Source organism: Candidatus Bathyarchaeia archaeon (genome assembly GCA_038873195.1).
Taxonomy (GTDB): domain Archaea; phylum Thermoproteota; class Bathyarchaeia; order Bathyarchaeales; family Bathycorpusculaceae; genus DSLH01.
Genome location: JAVZEV010000001.1, coordinates 1,379,971 through 1,401,503 on the forward strand (window position 1 = coordinate 1,379,971; position 21,533 = coordinate 1,401,503).

23 protein-coding genes are annotated in these 21,533 nt (G+C 43.1%); 12 read left to right on the plus strand and 11 right to left on the minus strand.

Annotation, left to right across the window (positions count from 1 at the left end; translation table 11 throughout):
* Window position 1 precedes the first annotated feature (1 nt).
* Both QXW63_07700 and radA read right to left on the minus strand, forming a co-directional pair.
* Window positions 2-457 carry a hypothetical protein gene (locus tag QXW63_07700; protein ID MEM3461775.1) on the minus strand — a complete coding sequence of 152 codons (456 nt, stop codon included), beginning with the start codon at window positions 455-457 and terminating at the stop codon, window positions 2-4.
* A gap of 2 nt (window positions 458-459) precedes the next feature.
* On the minus strand, window positions 460-1,482 hold the full coding sequence (radA, locus tag QXW63_07705) for a DNA repair and recombination protein RadA (GenBank protein ID MEM3461776.1): 1,023 nt from the start codon (window positions 1,480-1,482) through the stop codon (window positions 460-462).
* A gap of 171 nt (window positions 1,483-1,653) precedes the next feature.
* On the opposite strand from radA, the gene QXW63_07710 reads away from it, so the two are divergent.
* From QXW63_07710 to QXW63_07740, 7 genes are all read left to right on the plus strand, one after another.
* Window positions 1,654-2,589 carry an ABC transporter ATP-binding protein gene (locus QXW63_07710; GenBank protein ID MEM3461777.1) on the plus strand — a complete coding sequence of 312 codons (936 nt, stop codon included), beginning with the start codon at window positions 1,654-1,656 and terminating at the stop codon, window positions 2,587-2,589.
* Window positions 2,590-3,423, plus strand: a complete 834-nt coding sequence (locus tag QXW63_07715) for an ABC transporter permease subunit (GenBank protein ID MEM3461778.1) — start codon at window positions 2,590-2,592, stop codon at window positions 3,421-3,423.
* A gap of 96 nt (window positions 3,424-3,519) precedes the next feature.
* The gene (locus tag QXW63_07720) at window positions 3,520-4,404 is read left to right on the plus strand and encodes a fumarate hydratase (protein MEM3461779.1); all 885 of its coding nucleotides are present in this window, start codon (window positions 3,520-3,522) and stop codon (window positions 4,402-4,404) included.
* A gap of 10 nt (window positions 4,405-4,414) precedes the next feature.
* Window positions 4,415-5,014, plus strand: a complete 600-nt coding sequence (locus QXW63_07725) for a FumA C-terminus/TtdB family hydratase beta subunit (protein MEM3461780.1) — start codon at window positions 4,415-4,417, stop codon at window positions 5,012-5,014.
* Between the two features lie 117 nt (window positions 5,015-5,131).
* Window positions 5,132-5,647: a hypothetical protein gene (locus tag QXW63_07730; GenBank protein MEM3461781.1), complete on the plus strand. Its 516-nt coding sequence runs from the start codon at window positions 5,132-5,134 to the stop codon at window positions 5,645-5,647.
* A gap of 33 nt (window positions 5,648-5,680) precedes the next feature.
* Entirely contained in the window at window positions 5,681-6,460 is a 780-nt protein-coding gene (locus QXW63_07735) for a hypothetical protein (GenBank protein ID MEM3461782.1), read from the plus strand.
* The gene (locus QXW63_07740; protein ID MEM3461783.1) at window positions 6,453-6,905 is read left to right on the plus strand and encodes a hypothetical protein; all 453 of its coding nucleotides are present in this window, start codon (window positions 6,453-6,455) and stop codon (window positions 6,903-6,905) included. Before QXW63_07735 ends, QXW63_07740 begins: the two co-directional genes overlap by 8 nt.
* A gap of 2 nt (window positions 6,906-6,907) precedes the next feature.
* Here the strand turns inward: QXW63_07740 and rimI are convergent, their stop codons facing one another.
* Window positions 6,908-7,402, minus strand: coding sequence for a ribosomal protein S18-alanine N-acetyltransferase (gene rimI / locus QXW63_07745; protein ID MEM3461784.1), 495 nt, complete (start codon window positions 7,400-7,402; stop codon window positions 6,908-6,910).
* Window positions 7,403-7,464: 62 nt separating this feature from the next.
* Window positions 7,465-8,760: a nickel-dependent lactate racemase gene (gene larA / locus QXW63_07750; protein MEM3461785.1), complete on the minus strand. Its 1,296-nt coding sequence runs from the start codon at window positions 8,758-8,760 to the stop codon at window positions 7,465-7,467.
* A gap of 115 nt (window positions 8,761-8,875) precedes the next feature.
* Between larA and QXW63_07755 the strand changes: the two genes are divergently transcribed.
* Both QXW63_07755 and pyrE read left to right on the plus strand, forming a co-directional pair.
* Window positions 8,876-9,568, plus strand: coding sequence for an MBL fold metallo-hydrolase (locus QXW63_07755; protein ID MEM3461786.1), 693 nt, complete (start codon window positions 8,876-8,878; stop codon window positions 9,566-9,568).
* Window positions 9,569-9,572: 4 nt separating this feature from the next.
* On the plus strand, window positions 9,573-10,202 hold the full coding sequence (gene pyrE, locus QXW63_07760; GenBank protein ID MEM3461787.1) for an orotate phosphoribosyltransferase: 630 nt from the start codon (window positions 9,573-9,575) through the stop codon (window positions 10,200-10,202).
* Window positions 10,203-10,234: 32 nt separating this feature from the next.
* Here pyrE and QXW63_07765 read toward each other — a convergent pair whose 3' ends face one another.
* Window positions 10,235-10,795, minus strand: a complete 561-nt coding sequence (locus QXW63_07765; GenBank protein MEM3461788.1) for a TATA-box-binding protein — start codon at window positions 10,793-10,795, stop codon at window positions 10,235-10,237.
* A 283-nt stretch (window positions 10,796-11,078) separates the two neighbouring features.
* On the opposite strand from QXW63_07765, the gene QXW63_07770 reads away from it, so the two are divergent.
* Window positions 11,079-12,128 carry a hypothetical protein gene (locus QXW63_07770; protein ID MEM3461789.1) on the plus strand — a complete coding sequence of 350 codons (1,050 nt, stop codon included), beginning with the start codon at window positions 11,079-11,081 and terminating at the stop codon, window positions 12,126-12,128.
* 619 nt (window positions 12,129-12,747) lie between these two features.
* Here QXW63_07770 and QXW63_07775 read toward each other — a convergent pair.
* On the minus strand, window positions 12,748-13,743 hold the full coding sequence (locus QXW63_07775; protein ID MEM3461790.1) for a signal peptidase I: 996 nt from the start codon (window positions 13,741-13,743) through the stop codon (window positions 12,748-12,750).
* A 128-nt stretch (window positions 13,744-13,871) separates the two neighbouring features.
* Complete coding sequence (locus tag QXW63_07780; protein ID MEM3461791.1) at window positions 13,872-14,042, minus strand: chorismate-binding protein; 171 nt, start codon at window positions 14,040-14,042, stop codon at window positions 13,872-13,874.
* Window positions 14,043-14,224: 182 nt separating this feature from the next.
* Between QXW63_07780 and QXW63_07785 the strand changes: the two genes are divergently transcribed.
* Window positions 14,225-15,655 (plus strand): TldD/PmbA family protein, encoded by a 1,431-nt coding sequence (locus QXW63_07785; GenBank protein ID MEM3461792.1) that lies wholly within the window; start codon window positions 14,225-14,227, stop codon window positions 15,653-15,655.
* Between the two features lie 2 nt (window positions 15,656-15,657).
* Window positions 15,658-17,061 carry a TldD/PmbA family protein gene (locus tag QXW63_07790; protein ID MEM3461793.1) on the plus strand — a complete coding sequence of 468 codons (1,404 nt, stop codon included), beginning with the start codon at window positions 15,658-15,660 and terminating at the stop codon, window positions 17,059-17,061.
* Window positions 17,062-17,079: 18 nt separating this feature from the next.
* Here QXW63_07790 and QXW63_07795 read toward each other — a convergent pair whose 3' ends face one another.
* The 4 genes from QXW63_07795 to QXW63_07810 form a co-directional block, all read right to left on the minus strand.
* Window positions 17,080-17,577: an N-acetyltransferase gene (locus tag QXW63_07795; protein MEM3461794.1), complete on the minus strand. Its 498-nt coding sequence runs from the start codon at window positions 17,575-17,577 to the stop codon at window positions 17,080-17,082.
* A gap of 75 nt (window positions 17,578-17,652) precedes the next feature.
* On the minus strand, window positions 17,653-19,824 hold the full coding sequence (locus QXW63_07800) for a hypothetical protein (protein ID MEM3461795.1): 2,172 nt from the start codon (window positions 19,822-19,824) through the stop codon (window positions 17,653-17,655).
* A gap of 12 nt (window positions 19,825-19,836) precedes the next feature.
* Window positions 19,837-20,214, minus strand: coding sequence for a hypothetical protein (locus tag QXW63_07805; protein MEM3461796.1), 378 nt, complete (start codon window positions 20,212-20,214; stop codon window positions 19,837-19,839).
* Entirely contained in the window at window positions 20,211-21,287 is a 1,077-nt protein-coding gene (locus QXW63_07810) for a hypothetical protein (GenBank protein MEM3461797.1), read from the minus strand. Before QXW63_07810 ends, QXW63_07805 begins: the two co-directional genes overlap by 4 nt.
* Window positions 21,288-21,533: the final 246 nt, after the last annotated feature.

Consider the following 21,533-nt stretch of genomic DNA (forward strand, 5'->3'; position numbering starts at 1 on the left):
TCTAAGCTTTTTCGCCGAGAAACTTCTCCATAGTTACTTGACTCTTTTCAACGCTTAAAGCTTCGGGTTTCGCTTTTTCCGGCACTGTATTATTCGCTTTTGGGTTGTTTGCAATGTCAATTCTGCTGAGTACGCGCATACAGTCAGCCCAAGCGGAGAAGAAGCCTCTGTCAAAATCTCCGTGAAGCCCACTCTTCACGTGACCTAGAAACTCTCGCCGATAACTCTGTAGCGCTTGCACATCGTTTAAGTCTAATTTTGAAAAGAAAGCATAAGAGTCATTGTTGTTTGCTCGTCTTGCAAGCAGCATTCCATACAAGGCTCTGAAGTAGCCGCGGTTCCATTCTGTTTTGTGTATTTTCTGTTTGAGCCTTTCCAGTTCGCGTTCTGCTTCTGAAAATTGTCTATTAACTAAAAGTTGGAAGTAACGTGTGACTAAGGCTGAGGGAATAGGCATTTTTAGCGCCCACGAGACTTTGTTTTTTCTTCTTCGGAAACATCTTCTATGCCGTTCTCAGTTATTTTAAATATTTCCTCTCCTTCTGGCAAGTAGGGACTAGAAACTAAGCGGGCAATCCGCACAGGACCATGAGCGGCTCTTCGTAAGTAAACGCGCGTGTGGCTCGTGTGCCCTACTATGTGACCGCCGATTGGGTGGACAGCGTCTCCGAAGAACACGTCTGGTTTAGCCATAACCTGGTTTGTAACGACAGCTACTGCGTTGAAGGCTCTTGCCAGTCCAATGAGTTTGTGCATGTGTTTGTTTAGTCTCTGTTGTCTGGAAGCTAGCATTTCGCGTCCGATGTATTCGCTTCTGAAATGCGCTGTTAAGGAGTCGACAATTATGAGTTTCACGTTGTTTTCTTTTATCACTTGGTCAGCGTTTTCAAGTAGGAATATTTGGTGGTCTGAAGTGTATGCTTCAGCGTAAATGATGTTTTTAACCACTTGTGTTGGGTCTAGTCCCAAGTGTCTTGCCATCTGCACAATCCGTTCGGTTCTAAACGTGTTTTCAGTATCCACGTATAAGGCTGAACCGTTAAGTCCGCCTCGCTCTGGAGGTAGCTGCACGTTGACACAGAGTTGGTGGCAGATTTGGCTTTTTCCGCTGCCATATTCGCCGTAGAACTCGGTTATTGTCTGCGTTTCCAATCCGCCGTCGAGTATTCTGTCTAAGGCTTTACTTCCCGATGTTAAACGCAAAACATTCTGGCGCATTTTGAGAAGCTCATCGGCTCGGATGAATGAGATGCCTATAGAAGACCGTGCAGCTTCAATTATGGCGAAGGCTTTTTTCTCGCTTATTCCCACTGGTTCCAACTCGCGGGCGGTAGCCATAGCCAAAGACTCAACAGTATGATAGCCCAGCTCCTTCAATTTCTGCGCAGTAGCTGGACCAATGCCTGGTAAATCTTCTAGGAACTCAAATTTTTTCCTCGGTGTGCTTGAGCATTCGCATTCTTTCGTTTCTTCCTCAGCCATTAAACAAACTCTCCTTTCCAACAGCCCAAAAGAGAGTTACGATAAGACATATTTAAAACAAGCGAAGTGCAATAACGCTGAAACCATAGAGAGATAAGTTAAAGTGAACTGTGGAAATTCTTAAATATCTTAGAACGTCACGCTTGACTGTTTAAGTTTGGTGAATCTTTGGTGTCTCAGCCAGTCATAACAGTTTCGGATTTGACAAAATATTATGGAGAATTTAAGGCACTAGACAATGTTTCTTTCACGGTGGATAAAGGTTGGGTTTACGGTTATCTGGGTCCAAATGGTGCAGGAAAAACAACTACAATAAGAACCATGCTGGGTTTGTTAAAACCTGACCAAGGCGAAGTTCAAATAGCAAACGTCAACCCATCAGAAGACCCGGTTAATGCTCTCAAAATCGTGGGGTACGCTCCGGAGTTGCCAACTCTTCAAGCTTTTTTCACCGGAGAACAATTGTTAGATTTAATGGGTAAGATGTATGGTTTATCAACGCAACAAAGAAAGGAAAGAATAAGCAAACTTCTCGAAACTGTGGGCTTGCAAGATTGGGGAAACGTAAAAATTGGAAAGTACAGTAAAGGCATGGTTCAGAGATTGTCAGTAGCTTTGGCTCTTGTTGGTGACCCGTTAGTTCTTATTATGGATGAGCCCACGATAGGAATGGACCCAGAAGCTACGGCACACTTCCGAAATTTGTTTGCAGGTCTTTCTAAAGAGGGAAAAACAGTTTTTATTTCTTCTCATCTTTTGGATGAGGTTCAACGTATATGCACTCATGTTGGAATGATTAATAGGGGAAAGATAGTATTTAGTGGTCCTATATCGCAGGTTTTGGAAGCGTTCACAGAAAAGTGGATTGTGGAAGTTGAGCTGGAAAAGGTTACTGAAGAGGTAGTTTCAGCCGTCAGAAGACTTGATTATGTTGAGAATGTGAAGATTAACGGAAATAAGTTAATGATATTGCTGAGGGAAAAGAAGGATTTGCGTGGTGAAATATCCTCAGAAATCTTTAAACACAAAGGAGTTTTGCTGGGCTTAAACTTTCAAAAAGCTACCTTAGAAGACGCATATCTTCAGGCTTTGAAAGGAGGCGAATAGATGAGCGCCATGCAAAGGATAGCTGTGATACTTTGGTATGAATGGAGAAGAGCTTTAGCAAAGAAGTGGGTAATAGTGCTGTCTATTCTAGCTATAGTTTTTGAAGCGCTACCGTTCATCGCCCTATCTCAAATTCCATTGTCCTATCTCCAAAGAGAAGCTAGGGAAAACATGTGGGTCGTTGGGGTTTTAAGTGGTCAAAGCCTTTTCATCCAACTCATAGCAATACAGATTGCTGGAAGCTCAATGTCAGAAGAATATGAACAAGGAACAGCTGATGTATTGCTTTCAAAACCCATTACGAGAGCAGAGTATCTTGCCGGAAAATTCTTTGGTGGTTTTCTCTTATTATGTTTAGTGGAGACTATCACAACAATTACTGGCGTGGTTTTATCTTTTGTTTTCTTCGGGATTCAGCGGAACATTCATTTTGTTCCGCTCATATTTGCAGCAATCATATATGCTTCACTTGTATTCTACTCTTTAACATTCATGTTCAGCGAAGTTCTCAGAAGAAGCAACCTTGCCATGTTTGCTGGCTTCGGTGTATTTTTAGTTTCGCAAATAGTAGGCACCTATCTGCTTTTCTTACCTGGACAGTTTTACAAGGATATCAGTCAACTGCTTCCAACATGGAGTGCAACGGCTCTTCCTCCAAGTTTGGCGATGGATCTTAATTTACTTCCCAACAGCTGGCTTGTAAGTGGCTTAACATTTACGAATGTTGGAGACGTTAAACTTGCAACTGCCATCATAGCGGTGTACACAGCCATTTTTGTTGTGTTAACTTATCTAAGGTTCGCAAGGTCAGATGTTACAAAGAAAGCTGCCTAGTTTGCCTAAAATTATCTTCTATTTTGCTTGCAACTCAAGATAAGGTATAAGTACGTGAATTGTTCATAAAACCGAAAACGCAAGAGGAGAAAAAGCATGGAGAAAACGAAAATTGTGGAAAATGTCGCTTTTAACATTCTAAAACAAGCCGTGATTTACTTGCCAGACGACGTTAAACAAGCGTTAAAGAAGGCTTACGCAGAAGAAACAAGCGAAACTGGTAAGACTCAGCTGAAGGCAATTCTGGACAACATTGAACTCGCCGAAAAATATCAAGCGCCAGTTTGCCAAGACACAGGCACAATAATATTCTATGTAAAAGCTGGTTCGAAAGCTAAAGACCTTGACAAAATCGAAGAGGCACTCGTAAACGCTGTGCGAAAAGCCACAAAAGAAATTCCGTTGCGCCCAAACGCCGTTGACCCATTCACACAGAAAAACAGCGGAGACAACACTGGAAGATTCATACCACACGTGAACTGGGAAATTGTGCCCGGCGACAGCATAGAATTAACCGTTATGACGAAGGGCGGAGGCTCCGAAAATGTCTGCATAACAGGAATGCTTGTGCCCGGCGAAGGAATAAAGGGACTTAAAAAGTTCGTTATAGATGCTGTTATTAAGGCTGGAGCGCAACCGTGCCCGCCAACAATTTTAGGCATCGCCATGGGAGGCGGAGCCGACATATCCATGAAACTGGCTAAGAAGGCGCTTCTGAAACCCTTGAACGAGCCAAATCCAAACCCGGAAATTGCCAAGCTTGAGAAGGAAATTTTCGAAGCTGCAAACATGACTGGAATTGGACCGATGGGGCTTGGCGGCAAAACCACAGTGCTAGGCGTGCACATCGACTACGCTTTTAGACATCCAGCATCGTTTCCCGCAGCCGTCGCGTTCAACTGTTGGGCTGCAAGACAAGCCTCTGCAAGGATTAATGCAGACGGAACCGTAGAATACTTAACTCACAAAATGAAAAAGTGAGGTGAAAAGCATGGCTGTTTACCATCTTAAAACGCCAATATCAGAAGAAGAGATTCGCAAACTCAAAGTGAACGACGTAATATACATAACTGGCACAATAGTAACCGCACGTGACCAAGCACACAGAAGAGCCCTTGAATATCACAGCCAAGGCAAGCCTTTACCGCTTAACCTTGAAGGACTAGCCGTTTTCCATTGCGGTCCAGTCGTGAGCAAAGAAGGCGAAAAATGGATTGCCGTTGCCGCAGGACCAACAACAAGCACGAGGATGGACATTTTTGAGGACGAGTTCATCAAAAACTTCAAAGTGCGAGTTGTAATAGGCAAGGGTGGAATGGGCAAAAAAACAACAGACGCAATGGCAAAGTATGGCGCTGTTTATGGCGCTTTCACCGGCGGAGCCGCAATACTTGCTGCGAAAGCCATAAAAAACGTCAAAAGCGCCGAGTGGCTTGATTTAGGCACGCCAGAAGCCCTGTGGATTTTTGAGGTTGAAGATTTTGGACCTTTGGCTGTGGCTATTGACTCGCATGGAAACAACATTTTCATGGATGTTGCAAAGAAGGTCGAAGAGAACAAGCAGAAGATTTATCAGAAACTTGGAATTTAACGCCTCTCCATTTTTCTTAATTTCTGTTTTTGATTTTTGATAGTTAATTACGATTTTGTTTAGTATATCAGAAGATTTAATATGTTTTCCAACAATCACCTAAACGGGGCCAGAGTCATGCTCAAGAACTTTAAAGAAAAGATGACCCTTTCCGGAATAATCGTGCTAATGATTGGCGTAGCCCTGTTAATAGCCACTTTCATAAGCGCCTACGGATTCTTAACACAAAGCCTCGCGATTTTGACTTCAAGCGACTTGGTTGGAGTATTCGGCGAGGCATTAGCTCCTCTTATTGCGACGTGTATAAGAATAATGTATCTTGGAGTAATGGGATGGATAGGCTCACTGCTCACAATAAGAGGCGTAACATTACTAGTCAACGCGCCAAAAACTGAAGTTGCTGCTCCTCAAAAGCCAGCCATAGCCATACCTCAACCAAAACTAACTCCTCAGAAAGGAAAAGCTGAACCGCAAAAAGAACAGAAGCCAGAAACTAAGCCTTCAGAGCCAGAGTTTGTCGTCATACCGCCTGAACAAGTAGCCCAGACACAACCGCAACCGCAATCACAGCCACAAGCCGAACAAAAGGAACAGCAGAAAAACAATTCTTCTCCCCAACAACCCAGTCAATAAGCACCTTTGCAAAATGCCGGAAAAGGAATAACTATGCAAATACCAATTCGAATGATAGGCATAGCCACAACAATTTTCTGGATTTTTCTAATAATATTTGCAATAACCGCAGTTTACTCAGTTAAAGATGTGAGTTTCGAATTCGGCGAACCACAAATGAACTTCGCCGAGGATGGCGAAATGGTTTTTTCTCTTCCAGTAACCATCACAAACAAGGGCTTTTACAACATTGGCTTCTTCAACGTAACAACCAAAGTTTCAGACGAAAATGGACACGTAATTGCTGAAGGTTCTTCATCTACACCGCTTATTAAGAGCGGTGAAAAAGTAACTGCAACCCACAACATGACAGTTAATTTTAACGATTTGATGCAGAGCAACCAAAACTACCTTTTCAACGACACTGAACTGAAAATCTTCACGGCATTAGGCATGGGTGTTGCAGAAGTGATTCCAGTTCAAGCCTCAACAAACATGTCTATCCCGTGGGGCGCGCCATTCTATAATTTCATGTTAGGAACACCCGAGCATGTCGCGTTTAACTCAACAAACGTACGAGTTACGGTGCCGGTGAGCTTTGAGAATCACGCATTTTTCGATGTCACAGGAACAATGCAAGTTAAAATGTATAATAACGCTGAGTTGCTTGTGGGCGAAAGCCAAACCGCTATTGACGCTTTACAACATTCCTTCTATAATGGTTACGTGAAGTTTTACGTACCAGCAACAAAGCTGACCCGCAGCGGATATTTCGAAGTTTACTTTCTAACTCCCATTTTCAATTATGGACCTTTGGTGATTCCATATGGTTGAAACAACCGATAATCTGAAGACAAAACTTAAGAAGTTCACGTTCAAAGCCTTAAAGGCAACAGTAAAAGGCGTCATTTTTTACGTTGTATACTTTGTTTTGTGGACAATGTTTTTGGCTCAAGCAGCCGCTCTGGTTCCGGGCTTGCAACAAGTTATCGAAGCTTTTGTTATGGTGTACGTTATTTTGATGGTTATTGGCGAGCTTACTTCTGGAACAATCTACCGATTCTTTTTCGACGCAGCCAAAGCCTTGTTTGTCATAGGCTACTTGATTTTCTCCTTAAAAGGCGGCGTAATTGACTTTTCCTTCGAAAACATGAACTTGCTTGTCGACCTCCGCATATTCCTGTCAATCGCTATACTGCTCAGCCTTTTGGGATTGGCAAAGTCTGTGCTTGGCGCTATTAACTTCATGAGTGAAAAAGCAGAAATTGCATACGTTTAGCTTTACTCGTCCTTGCCTTGCTTAAGCTCGAGGCTCATTAGGTAAGCGTCTTCTCCGTCAGCGTAGTAACCGTGAATTGTGCGGGTTACTTGAAAACCAAGTTTCTTGTAAAGGTTTATTGCTTGAGTGTTAGTTACTCTAACTTCCAGAAAACACTGTTTTGCATTGTATAATCGCATGCCTTCAATGGCCTTGGTGACTAAAGCTTCTCCGATGCCTTTGCGTCTGTATTGAGGCAGAACAGCCACTGAAACGATGTGTCCCTTCTTCACTAAGCCCTTAAACCCAAAATTTGACAAGCCCAACTCCATGCGGCACATTATGTAACCTACAACTTCGCCATTTTCCTCTGCAACAATGAAAGTTTCTGGGAATCTCTGGTGCAAATCGATGAAGAAGAAGTCTGTGTAGTTTTCTGGCAGACAAACCATGTTAATATGCACTACACTGCGAAGGTCGTCCATTGTGAATTTGCGTAGTTTAAAGGTTTGCTGCAAATTTTCGTCTCCCAGTTTGTCTTATTGCATAAACCAGAGAAGGGTTAATCAATTTTCCGTTTTTAACTGCTTGCAGGAATGGTTTGTTCTTCGGTTATTTTGACTTCTGGTAGGGTGAAGTTTCCATAGGGCATGACCCAAACTCTCGCGTTCTTTCCAGCAATGTTGAAAGCATCATTCAAAGCGTCATTCACTGCTCTGGCGGTTTTCAGCTTGAAAATGCTCGTGGCATAATAGTCTGGCATTGCAGAAACCAAAATTATCTGAACCTTTTGCAAAGCCTTCATAAGATAATAGGCTTTATGTCCGCCTAAAACAAAATTGCGTTTAATCTCCTTCTCAACAGCCTTTAAATCCTTAAACTTAACCATCCAATCATAAAACACTTGGTTTCCATGTCCTTCTGGGCATTCGGCAACCAAAATTATCACGCCGCCGCGTTTAACTACTTCTAAAGCGCTGTCAACGCCCTTGTAAGCTTGGAAAAGGTTCAAGTCTGCTGGTTCGCCACCGGGACTGACGACGACTATATCCGCTTTGCGGTCCACGGTTACGCGGTACATTTCATCAACGACCTTGACTCCTTCGTAAAAGGCTTGTTCTAAGTCGCCTGCGAAGGCTTTGACGATTTCGCCTTTGCTGTTTGCTACAACATTTAAAATGAAATCTACTTTGGCTAATCTTGCGGCTTCAATCATGTCCTCGTGGACTGGGTTTCCCTTTAGAACGCCCGTTTTTGCATCCGGGTGTAGAATCATGGCGTGGTTGTTCTTTATTGTTTCTTCACCTGAAACTCCGGGCAAGACGCTTTTTCTTCCGCCGCCATAACCAGCATAATAATGAAAACCCACGTCGCCAGTCAGTATTCTCACGTGTGCTTCGGCGAAAACACGATTCAAATACACTTTAGTTCCGTATTTCGGTGTTGTGCCAACATAAACCAAATCTTGGGCTCTGCAATTGTGGCTTATTGTTTTCACGCGGTTAACCACTGCTTCGCCTAACAACTTGACTGCTTCTTCTTGAGTTACCGCCCTATGGGTTCCGCAAGCAAAAATTACGGTTATATTTTCATCTTTAACTCCAGCAGCGTTCAACTCATCTAAAATTGGCGGAACCATAAGATGGCTCGGTGCGGGTCTGGTTGCGTCATCAACAACTATCGCCACCTTATGTTCTGGCTTAACAATTTCGCTTAACCTTTTGGAGCCAACGGGTTCTTTTAAGGCTCTTTCAATTTCAGCCTTAGCGTCTGGCACGCCGGGCTTCTCGTGTGGCTCTATTGTACCCAGAAAATTTCTGGTGGGGATTCTTACGCAGACTTCTGTTTTTCCGTAAGGAAGCCAAACATCAACCATCAGGACACCACTTTGAATATTGAAACACGCAAACAGCAACTATTAAGCCTTTATCAACAGCACAAGTTCTTTAAAAACATAAACACGCTAATTATATGATTGTGAGGAATCACGCATGTCAATCGAAAAATCTCCCGCAAAAAACGAAATCCTATTCGTATGGTTTAATCGCTACGCTGGAGTAACCCTAAAAACTCCATCCAAAACATTCGTAATAGACCCAGTTGACGTAAAAGCCAAAAATTTTCAGAACGTAGACGCAATATTAATCACGCATGAACATTATGACCACTTGGACCAGCCGTTAATTTCAGAAATTCACAAACTAACACAGTGCATGGTCGTGGCAGACCCAACATCCGCAAGAAAACTGCGAAACGCAATTCCTTCAGAAAAACTGCAAGAAGTTCAGCCCGGCTCAGAAGTCAAAATTGGCGAAGTCTCCGTAAAAGCGGAAAAATGCAACCATCCACCAGCAGCCACACCAACAACTTTCATAATCACAAGCGAGGACGGCGTCAAAGTTTTCCACACCGCAGACAGCCTACCCTTTCCAGAAATGGCAACTATGAGCGAAAAAGAAAAATTTGATGTGGTATTCTGCACAGTTGGAATAGCGCCCGGCGCATCACCCGAAACGGGCGTGGAAATTGCAAGATTGACAAAGCCCAAAGTAGCCGTTCCATACCACACGGGCTCACCCGCAGACCAAAAGAAATTTGCTGACTTATTAAAGAAGGAAATGCCCAAAGTCAACTGCTTAATACCGGAGGTTGGCAAAATCTACCAAGTGGGAAAAAGGACGTGACACAGTGCCCGCAACAAAAGACAAAGAAACCGTCAAAATCGAAATCTGCAAAATTCTAAACAAAATAGGTGCCTTGCAGTTTGGAGCCTTCAAGCTTACAAGCGGAAAAATAAGCCCATACTACATAGACTTGCGCATAGTGCCAAGCTTTCCAGACGCTTTCAAAGAAATCTGCAACTTCTGCGTAGATTTCATCAAAACCGAAGTGAACACAAAAAACTTTGAAAGAATAGCCGGCATTCCAGTAGCAGGCATTCCATTCGCATCCATAATCTCCTACAGTTTACAAAAACCATTCATTTACGTCCGTAAAGGCGCACGCTTACACGGAAGACAAAGAAGAATCGAAGGAATCCTAGCGCCTGGAGACCGCATACTGTTGGTTGACGACTTAATCACGACCGGTTTATCTTTAAAGAAAGCGGCAAAAGCCATAACTGCTGAAGGTGGTGTTGTGACTGATGCTGTTGTGCTTCTGGATAGAGAAGAAGGCGGAAAAGAAAAACTGGCGAAAAGTGGAATAAAACTGCACTCGCTTATCACCATTCACGAAATAGCTAACAAGCTATATGAAACCGGCGCAATAGATGAGGAACAACTAAAAACCATTCTGAAGCAAATTAAAAAGAGATAAAAAAGCAGTCAAAAAATGTAGCTTTTAATGGTTTACTCGTAGAATATTAATTGCTGCTCTTCCAGTATATTATGGAGTTTATGCACCGCGTCATAAACGTCCTGCTCTTTCTTCGCACCAGTGCAAACCAGCTTTCCACTTGCAAACAACAATATAACAACCTTCGGCCCATCCATCCTATAAATGAGCCCTGGAAACTGTTCAGGCTCATACATTGTCTTGCCAAGCGTGTACGCTGACTTCTCCAAGTCAATCATTCCGCCTAAGCTTGCAGAAGCCACAATATTCTGTATTTTCAGCTCCGGCTTGCTAATGATTATTATTCCGCCCTTCTTCAGTTCCTTAATAACTTTCATGACAGCTCTGCGCGCTTCCTTCTCTGATTTTGCTCCGGTACAAACCATCTTTCCAGAATTAAAAATCAAGGTAGCCGTCTTCGGCCGCTTAAGCCTAAACACCAACCCTGGAAACTGTTCTGGGCGATATTCCACGCCTGGATAGCCTTTCACAACAGCGTTCAAATCTACTTTCTGGTTTAAGGTTGCGGAGGCAACCACGTTTTCTATGTTTATTTGAGCTTTAACTTTCGGCATGAACATCACTTCTTATAGTGAATGCTTAAATACCCTTTATAAAGCATTAGGTTCTGAAAAGTGGAAACACCTATTTCTTGTCAACAATTCTTCGAGAAAATTATGCCTTGAGATTCGGAAAATCCCAATGTTTTTAAATGCTCATACAACTGTATCAATTTGCAAAGTATCCAGCGATATGTCTAGTGATGATTAAAATGGAATCTAATGACTATGGTGTTTACTACGCTTGGATTTTCATTAAAGTTCATAAAACAATGTTGCTTCTGAGTGAACTGCTATGATGCTCAAAGTAACCCCTTTATGGTGTTTTCTACTAGTCTTGTCACTAATTCCAAATCATGCACATTCAGCGTCACTAAGTGGAAAAGAAGGGTGCATTGCTTATCTGCAGTGGTGTTTTGTATCGGAATTAAATTTTTGTTTCGATGCTCCTACTGTAGCCCCAAAATGGGTTTGGATTACAGATAACAAGATTGCCTATTTCAGCCTTTTGTCTTATGCACCAGACATTGCATACAAAATAAGAAACCAACTTCAGAATATAACTGAAACCTATAATCTTCCAAAGGATGATTGTAAACTCCCCATAACTTACAAGCATGACCCTATTTTTGGTGTTCCGCTTCCAAGTCATAATGGATTTAATTTTTCCATTCAAATTAGTCTTTTCAATCAATCTGGTTATGAAATAAAACATGATATTGCAAACTCCACAGAAATAATAAATGATTGGGATGAATATGCCGACCTGTGCATTTATGAAGCATTAGACCAGCACCTTAAAGGCAACGACACCAAAGCCCGACAATACGTTGACCGTGTAATCTCAATGTGGGACGGTTACGGCATCGCAGACAAAATCTACCAAATGAATCACCACTACGAAACATACAAGTTAGGTCTCCTTTACATTGCAAAAAACATCTTAGACTATGCTATTCTGCCTTTTGAAGATAAACTTGTCACAATGGTATGGAGACAACAAAATGCGTCTACTGGAGGAATCCACACTCATTACAGGCGCTCTGGAGATAAACTTTGGTCTGAAGATCTCTATTCAGATACGAATGTTGAAACAACCGCTTTCATTTTATGGTCAAATATCCCATATAATTCCACAATAGAAAAGCCATGGTATGAAGACTCCAGAATAGTCACTCCAATAATAATTTTGGTTATTGTATGCATTTTTGTCTTTAAAAAATATTTATGGAAGAGAATACGCAAGTGCTTTCTGAATAATGTTAATGTGTGGTTTCATGTTCTTTTTGAATCTGGGAATACAAAACTTAACAATTATGAAAAGAATTATCAAAACCACTATTATTAACACACCCGAATAGTTAGATACAAAAAATACTATGTGACCAATCCAAGGAATTCGAAAAATAACTTTACCGACCAGAAGCTTTTCCGAAATCATGCCGTTCCAAGTGCAGTTTCCAGCGTAATCAGACCAAACGTCGTATTCCCTTTCGCCCAGCGGTTCAGGCCATTTGTGTATTCCTTTTCCGTCACTTTTCGTCTGAAAATAGATTACGCCGTCCACTTCTATTTTAGCTACAACCCGTGTTATGATTATTCCGCTTTCTTGAGAAGAACCAGCTTGTGGTGTACGAAAAACTACGATGTCGCTGTTTGGATATTCAGAGTTAACGTTCTCTGCGCTTACTCCTTGAACCACTATTATGTCTCCTCTATGCAGCGTATGTTCAAACGGATGCGTAAAACCATCACATGAGCCTTGCACAGCGCACATGTCGCCTGAAGAAACAAGAAGCAGAGGCTGCTCTGTGTTCAACGCAAATTTTAATGCGAACCAAAAACCTAAAAGTCCAACAGTCAACACTAAAAGGAATATAACAATCTTTAGAAGTCTTCTTTTGCAGACGTCTTGAAGTTTTGCAAAACCTAGTTTGCGTGGCTTTGACTGCATATTCCTAAGTGTACTATTTTGTTAATATAGGCTTTTGAGCCTCAACAACGGTTTCCACCTTTTTCCTACGTCTCAGAAATTTCACCAGTTCCCAAACGTCCACCATTATCAAGAGAATTATTGCAGCTTGAGCCCACGAGAAGGTTGGAACACCCAATCGTATTCCCTCATGTGCACCGTCGCTTACGTTGGCATTGATTGTGTAGGATAGGAAGTTGGAAATAAGATAAACTTCGTGAACGTTGCTGAAGTTGTCGTGAAACTCTACGTCAGGATACATTCCCTGGATTGGAACATTTTGCGCTGGGTTGGCTCCGGGCTGCCAAAAAGTGAAGGCTCCCCATAAACTAAAGGCTATAAAAGTTATGATTAGCATGTTTATGACAAGAAGATAAACCATGTTTAGGCTGATTTTTCCAAACAGTTTCTTCTCTTTCCATATCACTGTCTTTTCACCTTGTTTCTCTTCTTTTTCACTTTCAAAGGGAAACGTCAGAAACAACACAATTATAATGATGATTACAATTGTGAACAGATACATGTTTGCCTTCGACTGCATAAGCAGCGCTAAATTGCCAACCCAAGGAATTTTTCCCACAACTTTTCCAACAAGTAGGGATGCGGGCCAAGGAGAAAATTGGTCTCTTTCTCCGGGAACGTTGTCTCCTTTTGTGTAGATGATGTAGCCGCTACTGGTGTTTTCTATTCTGACGGCTCTGTGGACAATAAGGTCTTCTGGTTTAGATTTGTTTCTGAAGACGACGATGTCTCCGTCGAGGTAGTTGGCGTGGATTTGTTCTGGTGGTACACCTTGGACTATTATTAGGTCGCCTACCTTTAGTGTTGGCAGCATGCTTGTGGAGGCTACTGCTAATGCGGGGTGTTCAGTGTTAAGCGCAAACTGTACACCATACCAGAACCCGAAAACTATGCCCAACATTAAGAGAATCGTTATTATAGTTTGGACATACTCGTTTTTCCACAGTTTCTTGAGTGTTGCCGTTGCCAATTTTGTGCCTTCTTTGTATTGGGAGTTCTTGTTGTTTTAGGCTTCTATGCTTTAAAACTTACCGCTTTTTAAGCAGTTGAAAAATAGGGGGGAGGAGGGGGTAAGTGCGAAGCGCTGATGAGTGGAGTTTAAACTTTCTTCTTGCTTAGGACTTCTCGGAATGGTTTCTTACATTTGGGGCAGTCGAAAAGTCCGATTTCCAACTGCATTCTTTTTCCTGATTTGTCTGGGCGTCCAGCCATTGTCCACTTCTTCTTTGGCGATGAGACGACGGTTCCGCATTTTGGACATTTAGCCATTTAATTTCCTCCAATATTCTCAGTATCCATGGTTTCATATGATGGTAGATAAAAAACTTTCCATTGTTTTCGGATAGAAAAGTTGCGCTTGGACATTTTGTTTAAACATTTTTATTGCAAAAGCATGGTGATGATTTGGCAAAGACTTTTAAATTAAAGCCTAAAAATGGGTACGTGGCTGGTTGGAATCGCTTATGGAAGAAGATTTGGCGCTGTTTGCTGTGGGTTATGCGGTTAAATTTGGCGCGGATTACGTGGATGTGAGGCTTGAAGACCATTATAATGAGCTTATAACCGTTGCTGATGGCAAGGTTCAACGTGGAGTCATTAATCGGAAGCGTGGATTGGGCGTTAGAACGCTGGTTAATGGTGCATGGGGTTTTCAGTCAACGACAAATTTAAGTAAAAATGGAGTTAAGCAAGCGGTGGAAATTGCATTCAAAATAGCAAAAGCATCAAGCCGGCATGTCCATGCGCCAGTCAAGCTTGCGCCTACCAAAGCGTACAAGATTTCTTACGAGACTAAGGTAAAGGTTGACTTGGAAAATGTGGCTTTTGAGGATAAGCTTAAAGAGATGATGACATGGGAGAAAAAACTGCACACTTCAAAAAGAATTGTTCGAGGCACAGTTGACTATACGGGAATAAAAATTGACAAAGTCTTCGTGAACAGTGAAGGCGCAAACATTCGTTTTTCTAATTCTGTAGCGTGGGTTGGTTTGAAGGCTGACGCTAAGAAAGGCGATGTGACGCAGTTTTATGAGAAAATGACGGGGCATTCTGGCGGTTATGAAATATTTCAGAAAAAAGACATGGAAGAAATAAGCGCGGAGACTGGAAGAAAAGCAGAGAGTTTGCTGAAGGCTAAGGCTGTCAAGACAGAGAAGGACGCGGTGGTTGTTCTAGACAGCAATTATGTTGCTTTGCTTACGCATGAGATTGTTGGGCATCCAAGCGAGGCGGACAGAGTTCTTGGACGTGAGGCTGCTTGGGCTGGGACAACATGGTGGGCTGACAAGATTGGCGAGAAAATAGGCTCAGACTATTTCACGGCGTATGATGACCCTACGGTTGCTGGCACTCTTGGCTACTTTCTTTACGACGACGAAGGCGTGAAAGCCAAGCGGAAAGTGCTCATTGAAAAGGGTGTTTTAAAAGGGCACATGCACAGCCGCGAGACCGCTGCCATTTTTGGTGTTGAGCCGAACGCGGGGATGCGGGCGATAACGTTCGAGTATATCCCGTTGATTCGCATGTCTAACACTTTTTTGGGCGAGGGTGAATGGAAGAGGGATGAGCTTATTGAGGACACTAAGCGTGGATATTTGATTTCGTGTATGCGGCATCCGTCCATAGATGATAAGCGGTATAACTGGACAATTAGTGCGCAGGAGGCTTATGAGATAAAGAACGGCGAGTTAACAACGCATTTGCGGGACGTAGCCTTAACGTCTACTGCGCCTAAATTCTTCAAAAGTATAAACGCTGCTACCAAAGATGTGGAGCTTGTGCCGTTGCCTGGATGTGGCAAAGGCGACCCGATGCAAGCGTTGTATGTGGGGAATGGTGGTCCTTACATTCGTGGGGTTGCCACTGTTTTGGGGGTGCAATGATTATGGCGTCTGCTTTGGATTGTTTGAAGGAAGCTGGGGAAGCTGTTTTGAGGATTGCTGAGAAGCGAGGATTAAGCGAAGCGGAGGCTTTTCTTGTTTCGAACAGGGTGTTAACTGTTAGGCTTGTGAATAATGCGGTTTTTGAGTCTAAGGGCGTGCATGATGTTGGTGTTGGCTTACGCGTCCTTAAGGGCAATATGCTGGGCTTTAGTTCTACGGCAGACTTGTCGAAAGGGTCTTTGGAGAAGCTTGTTGACTCGGCTTTGGCTACTGCGAAAGCCAGAAAATTGCCGTTCAAATACTCTTTTCCTAAGCCAAGCAAGGTTCCGAAGGTTTCTGGAGTTTATGATAAGCGGTTGGCTGAGCTTCCTTCGGAGAAAGCTGTTGACCTTGCGTATGATATGGTTGAGGCGTCGCTTGGGTATAGCAAGAAGGTTGTGGACAATGCTGGTGTACTGAACATCGTGAATTATGAAACGCTCGTTTTGAACACGCATGGGGTTTCTGCAGAAAACTGTGGAACATTCTTTGAGGCTAGCTTAAGTGCGACGGCTAAAAGTGGAAAAGACGTTTCTGAAGGCTCAGATGCGACTGCCGGGCGAAGCTTAAAAGAGCTTAAGCCAAAAGGCGTCGGCGAGAAAGCGGCGGAGATGGCTGTTTGTGGATTAAAGGCGAAGAGGTTAAAGGCGGACACTTATACGGTGATTTTGGATTATGAGCCAACTCACGCATTAATCGGCTATCTTTCCATGCTGGTTAGTCCATTGTTTGCGAAGCTTTTCTCTCCGCTTTTGTTGGACAAAGTAGGCAAGAAAGTGGCTAGTTCACAGTTGACTTTGGTTGATGACCCTTTAATGCCGAACGGTGTAGGCTCGGCGCCTGTGGATGATGAGGGAACGCCGTCCAAAAAGAATGTTATAATTGATAAAGGCGTTCTGAAAACTTTCGTATACGACAGTTTTTATGGAACTATGGAAAAGAAAAGAACAACCGCAAGCGCTGTTCGGGCGTCGCTGGCTGTTGGCGTTAGCAGTTTTCCAGGCAAAAACTACAATTGCGAGAATGTTCCAGTGCCTAGAAACGCCTATTTTGAAGTTGGAAAATGGAAGCGAGAGGAAATTTTGGAAGAGACAAAGAATGGTTTGCTTATTAGACGTTTTCATTATACGCGGTTGACGAATCCGACGCGTGGCGATTTTACGAGTATTCTGCGGATGGGCTTGATGACTGTGAAGAACGGCGAAATAGTAGGTGCTGTTGCGAAGTCAAGACTACTGGATAATTTGCTGAGCATGCTGGCGAATGTTGACGCTGTTTCAGATAAACTGGTTGTTGCAGGCGGCTGGGGAGACTACACGCACACGCCAGTAATCCGTACAAAAGCGCACATTACACCAATAGATTAGCCTTTTTCTCTTTTTCTTTCATTGTTCAAGGTTTTTGCTGTACCAGACGTAGGTTTGTGCCTCTTTAAAGCCTAATTTTTTGATAAAGCGTATTCCCGCTGGATTATTGCTTTCCACGTCAACCATGACGATGCGTGCGCCTTTCTCTTTGAAACGTTTCTCCAGTTCTCTGTAGAGTCTTCTTCCCACACCAGTTTTCTGGAAGCGTTTCTGCACGCCAGCCCAAACAAAATAGCCATACGTCCACGGACTAAATGGACGTTTCAAAATTGTTCCCAAAGCAAAGCCGACTATTTTGTTTGTTTTGGTATGTTCGGCTACGAGGCACAGTTCCGGGTCGTTGCTGAAAAGCGAAAGCAACTCGTCAGTGTTCCACGTTCTGTAAGTATATTGCAAACTTGACGGAGTGAAAGTTTTCTCGCCCAAATGCCAAACACTCGGAACGTCTTCCAAGGTCATCTGTCGGATTTCGATATTTGATTTAGGCTTTTTTATAGATTTTTTACGTTTGTTCACTTCTTGGAACCCAACGGTTTTTCTTTTTTTATTCTAAAACAGTTATGATTGTTCATTAAATCTTTATGCTGGAAATCATTGTTTTAGCATGTTGCATCCTTTGATTGTGAAGACATAGGCTTGTGTTTGGCTTGTTGGGTAGGGCATTAGAAAGGTTAGGTCTATTGTTTCTAGAAGAAGCATTTGCGCTTTATAATCATCGCTTAGGATTAGCCTTAACCAGACGTTTCCTTGCGTGCTATGTGTTGCGCTTATGAGCGGGCATAGGTAGCGGCTTCCATTTATAATGGCGTACAGCTTCACTTGGTCTATGACGGATTCAGAAAAGTTCAAACCCAGCCAGCCTTCTCGCAAACGAAACTTAACCGTATAACTGCTTACGCCAACGTCCTCCTTTGAAACTTGCACCTCGCGGACCACATCCTCACCGGTTGGATTATGAATGTCTATGACGCCGTAATCTATCCATGCCGTGCCATTCCAAACAAACAAGGTTGGACACGGTTCGCTTGGACCGCCTCCAGTGAAGTTGCTGAAGACCGCTGTTAGAGAGTGATCTGTGTTCATCAGAACATTTATGGTGTTGCTAAAATTGTAGTAGGCAGTGCCGTCCAGAACCCAACATTTAAGATAGTAGCCGTTGGCTGTGTCGGGAAAAGCAGTGACCGTTGCATACGCGTCCTCCACATACGCGTATGTTCCAGGAGGCGGGTTGGTTGTGCCACCATCAGAGGCGCTGACATTTAACTGTCTCAACTGCTGAAAGCTTACCGACATGCTATAAAAGCCGAAGCCTCCGTTTGTCGCGTTGACTTTTATATACCACCAGCTGCTTTCTCTTAACTCGTCTCCTTGAACGAGTTCTGCTTGTCCTGCTGGATTTTCAGATATGGAAATGATGTGGCGAGTTGAATTGTAAAGGTAGAGGTCGTAATTTGTATTGTTCGGCAGTGTTGGTGCAACAGTTACGCATACACGTCTATAGTAAGGAACATAGACTCTATAGTAGTCATCGTGGTCGTGGGGGTCATCTATGTAGAGCCAATTATAGGTTCCTTCATGTATTTCTTCTGCTAGGTCGAAAGAGTTTTTGCCTTTGTCCGGGTTTACTTTGATATCGGTTATTGTTGTGGTTAGGTTCCATGAATACGCGGCGTAACCATACTCTACGGTGGCTTTTATTGTTAGAGTGTGAGGCTGGTCTCTCGCAGAGTCGGTAAGCAACCAATAGAGGATTACATCTAAGGTGGCGTCTTGAACGTATGATGGGTAACCATCTGTATGGTTTGCTGGAACTTTGATGTAAGCGCGTTGTCCATCCATGCGCTCGACAACATCGGTGGAATTGTATTGGGCTTTTGCAAATTGGTCGTAATATCCCCAAGCTAATATAACCGCGCCTACAGGAATCGTTATTGGAGTGATGCTAAACTCTATCAATTCCCATCTCTGCGCTAAGTAGCCGCCAAAGCCCAACAGCCAATTGCTTGTGCTGGCAAGCAATCTGTACCAACTGCCAGTGTCGTCTGGCTGTGGTGGAGGATCAGTTTTTGTTTTAACGTTGTGTCCTCTGGGGAAACCAAAAGCGTCTGGTATGCCGCATCGTGAATTAGGATTTGAATCCTGCGCTTCCAAGTATAGATTTTTTATGAAGTTGTAATAGCCTTCTGCTTCAAATTTTATTGTTTTTCCGTTGAAGCTTGCGAGGTTGGATCCGCCGAGGCGTCCTGCGCCTTTGCTTAAGGAGCCGTCGTGGTTTTCGATGCCGTAGGTGAATGGGCGGTTAATGTTTTCTGCGTGGTTGTAGTTGAAGTAGACTAGGCCATTGACTGATGTCTCGAGTCCTTGGCGGTCTTGTTCATCTTCCCAAGCTGTGTACATCAGAAGAACGGTTTGAAATGTTAGGCGGGTTGCTGTGTTTTTCACACGCACGTTTCTCCATGTTACAACAAAATAGTTTCTGTAACTTATCGGCGGGTAGGGCGGAACGTGATAGTGATAACCAACAATTATTGAGGCTTGCTCGTCAACCACAAGGTCTGTCCACAAAGGCGCTATAAACGCGTTCGGCGCTTGCGGATTAGACAGCGAGGCAGGCTCGCCACCCTTATGTTCTGAAACGTCAAAGCTTATGAACCCGTTGCTGCTTATCCAAACGCAAGTCCACTCGCCATCCGCTTCGACACTTCTGTACTTGGCGTGGTAAAACTTGAACCTGAAATCGTTGCCTAAAACGCCCCAGAACACTGAAAGGTTAAGCTACGTGCCCCACTCGTCGCCCACACCCGTGTAAACAACCTTCTGGTCATAATCAGACTCGTCTATCCAAAAATATGGAGTATCCCACATTTCAAAATAATCAAGCCTACGCGAATTAGCCATCACACTAACATTAAAACGCACACAATCATGACCAGAGCCACCATATCTCAAATCATTCGCGGTATAACTAGTCAACCAAGCACCTAAGGCTATGGAAGCGTTGTCATCCGAATTCACACCATAAACGTTCTGGTCCCCTAGCTCGATGGGTCTATGCGGTCTTTCAAACTCAACAGCCGCATACGTTAAGGGCAATACTTGTAACAGAAGCATTGTGATTATGGTAAAGGCAGATATTCTATGGCGACTTTTCACGCTTCATCACTTTGCGTTGTAACTGTAACAGTGTATATGAAATGGCCCCCATCTGGTGCAGCTAGTTTTATGCACCGCCAGCCTGTTTTGGTTATCTTTAACATGAGTTGTTTTAACGAAGAATTTCCTCTGTTAAGCAGACAAGCCTCAAGCGTTCCGTTTGGACCATAAACGTATGTCTCAATCCCGCCGCCTCCTAAATAATTAAGATTGAGTATGACTGTGGTGCCTTCTTCCAGCCAAATTTTATAATAGTCTATTTGATCAAAAGGGTCAATTGGGCTTCCTATGTAGGCTCTGCGGGTTTGGTTTACGCTTAATTCCTCAGCAGTTTCGAAGCTGTTGTTATCGTCTGGAAAAACCTTCAGCACGAAAGGCTGAATAACCCTTTTGTAGACTGTGCCATTAAAATATGTAAATTCCACGTTTATCCTCAATAAATGTGACTGGTTATAGAGGCTGCGCAAAACCCACTCGGCGAGTCTCCAGAAACTCGCTTGTGCTGGGTTGTTTAGGCTTTTCATGTTGAAAAAGGCTTTTTGCGTTCCAACTAGGCCAGAGGTGTAGTCAATGAGGGAAAGATTGTTAAAACTAAAACTCCACTCATTACCGTATAGGCCCACTTGCGAAGCCGTATAATCCTCTTGAAAACTCACGTTCACACTGACCATGTAGCCCACGGGAACAAAAGCCGTTGCTGAAACATTCATTGTTAAATATTGAGAACCAAACGCGGACCACCATTCACCATCACGCCAATCTCCACTACAACAATCAATTGTTATTATTGAATTCATCAAAAAATCTTCGCTAGAGTATACGCCTGTAATGTTCTCCGACGTGACGTTTTCAGTAATTTTTGTGCTATAACTGGGTCTCTCAAACTCCCACCTAACCGGCTCCAACGTTATCGTCTCCGCTATTGTCGGCGCTTCGCTTGTTCTCTCTGTCAATTTAAACGCCACAAACAAACCCACCGGCACCACTATTATTGACAGCAAAACCACAGTTTTCCAAGTTTTAAAGTTTGGAATCTCCAAATAGTATTCCTCTACATTATTCGCAAAGTTCAATAAAACTACTAATCGAAAATCGCCTTATAAAACTTGCGATTTTATCTTCTAGCAAAATCTTAAATTTTCGCTTATATACCAACGAGTATTCTGGGTTGAACCTATTTATAAGGGGAGCTATAACTTTCACAAGCCTAAAAAGAAAACGTCAACAATGCCCAGATAATGCAATGTTGCTACTATATTAATGCAAAACGCTTTTACCCTTGTTTCAATGCTTATTTCCTTCAGCATCGAGGCATAACC

Coding starts and splice junctions, on each gene's coding strand:
- QXW63_07740 (MEM3461783.1), top strand. CDS start 6,453: ATGGTTGAAACAACCGATAATCTGAAGACAAAACTTAAGAAGTTCACG.
- QXW63_07725 (MEM3461780.1), top strand. CDS start 4,415: ATGGCTGTTTACCATCTTAAAACGCCAATATCAGAAGAAGAGATTCGC.
- QXW63_07755 (MEM3461786.1), top strand. CDS start 8,876: ATGTCAATCGAAAAATCTCCCGCAAAAAACGAAATCCTATTCGTATGG.
- QXW63_07780 (MEM3461791.1), bottom strand. CDS start 14,042: ATGGCTAAATGTCCAAAATGCGGAACCGTCGTCTCATCGCCAAAGAAG.
- QXW63_07715 (MEM3461778.1), top strand. CDS start 2,590: ATGAGCGCCATGCAAAGGATAGCTGTGATACTTTGGTATGAATGGAGA.
- QXW63_07735 (MEM3461782.1), top strand. CDS start 5,681: ATGCAAATACCAATTCGAATGATAGGCATAGCCACAACAATTTTCTGG.
- QXW63_07790 (MEM3461793.1), top strand. CDS start 15,658: ATGGCGTCTGCTTTGGATTGTTTGAAGGAAGCTGGGGAAGCTGTTTTG.
- radA (MEM3461776.1), bottom strand. CDS start 1,482: ATGGCTGAGGAAGAAACGAAAGAATGCGAATGCTCAAGCACACCGAGG.
- QXW63_07765 (MEM3461788.1), bottom strand. CDS start 10,795: ATGCCGAAAGTTAAAGCTCAAATAAACATAGAAAACGTGGTTGCCTCC.
- QXW63_07770 (MEM3461789.1), top strand. CDS start 11,079: ATGCTCAAAGTAACCCCTTTATGGTGTTTTCTACTAGTCTTGTCACTA.
- QXW63_07720 (MEM3461779.1), top strand. CDS start 3,520: ATGGAGAAAACGAAAATTGTGGAAAATGTCGCTTTTAACATTCTAAAA.
- larA (MEM3461785.1), bottom strand. CDS start 8,760: ATGGTTGATGTTTGGCTTCCTTACGGAAAAACAGAAGTCTGCGTAAGA.
- QXW63_07730 (MEM3461781.1), top strand. CDS start 5,132: ATGCTCAAGAACTTTAAAGAAAAGATGACCCTTTCCGGAATAATCGTG.
- QXW63_07700 (MEM3461775.1), bottom strand. CDS start 457: ATGCCTATTCCCTCAGCCTTAGTCACACGTTACTTCCAACTTTTAGTT.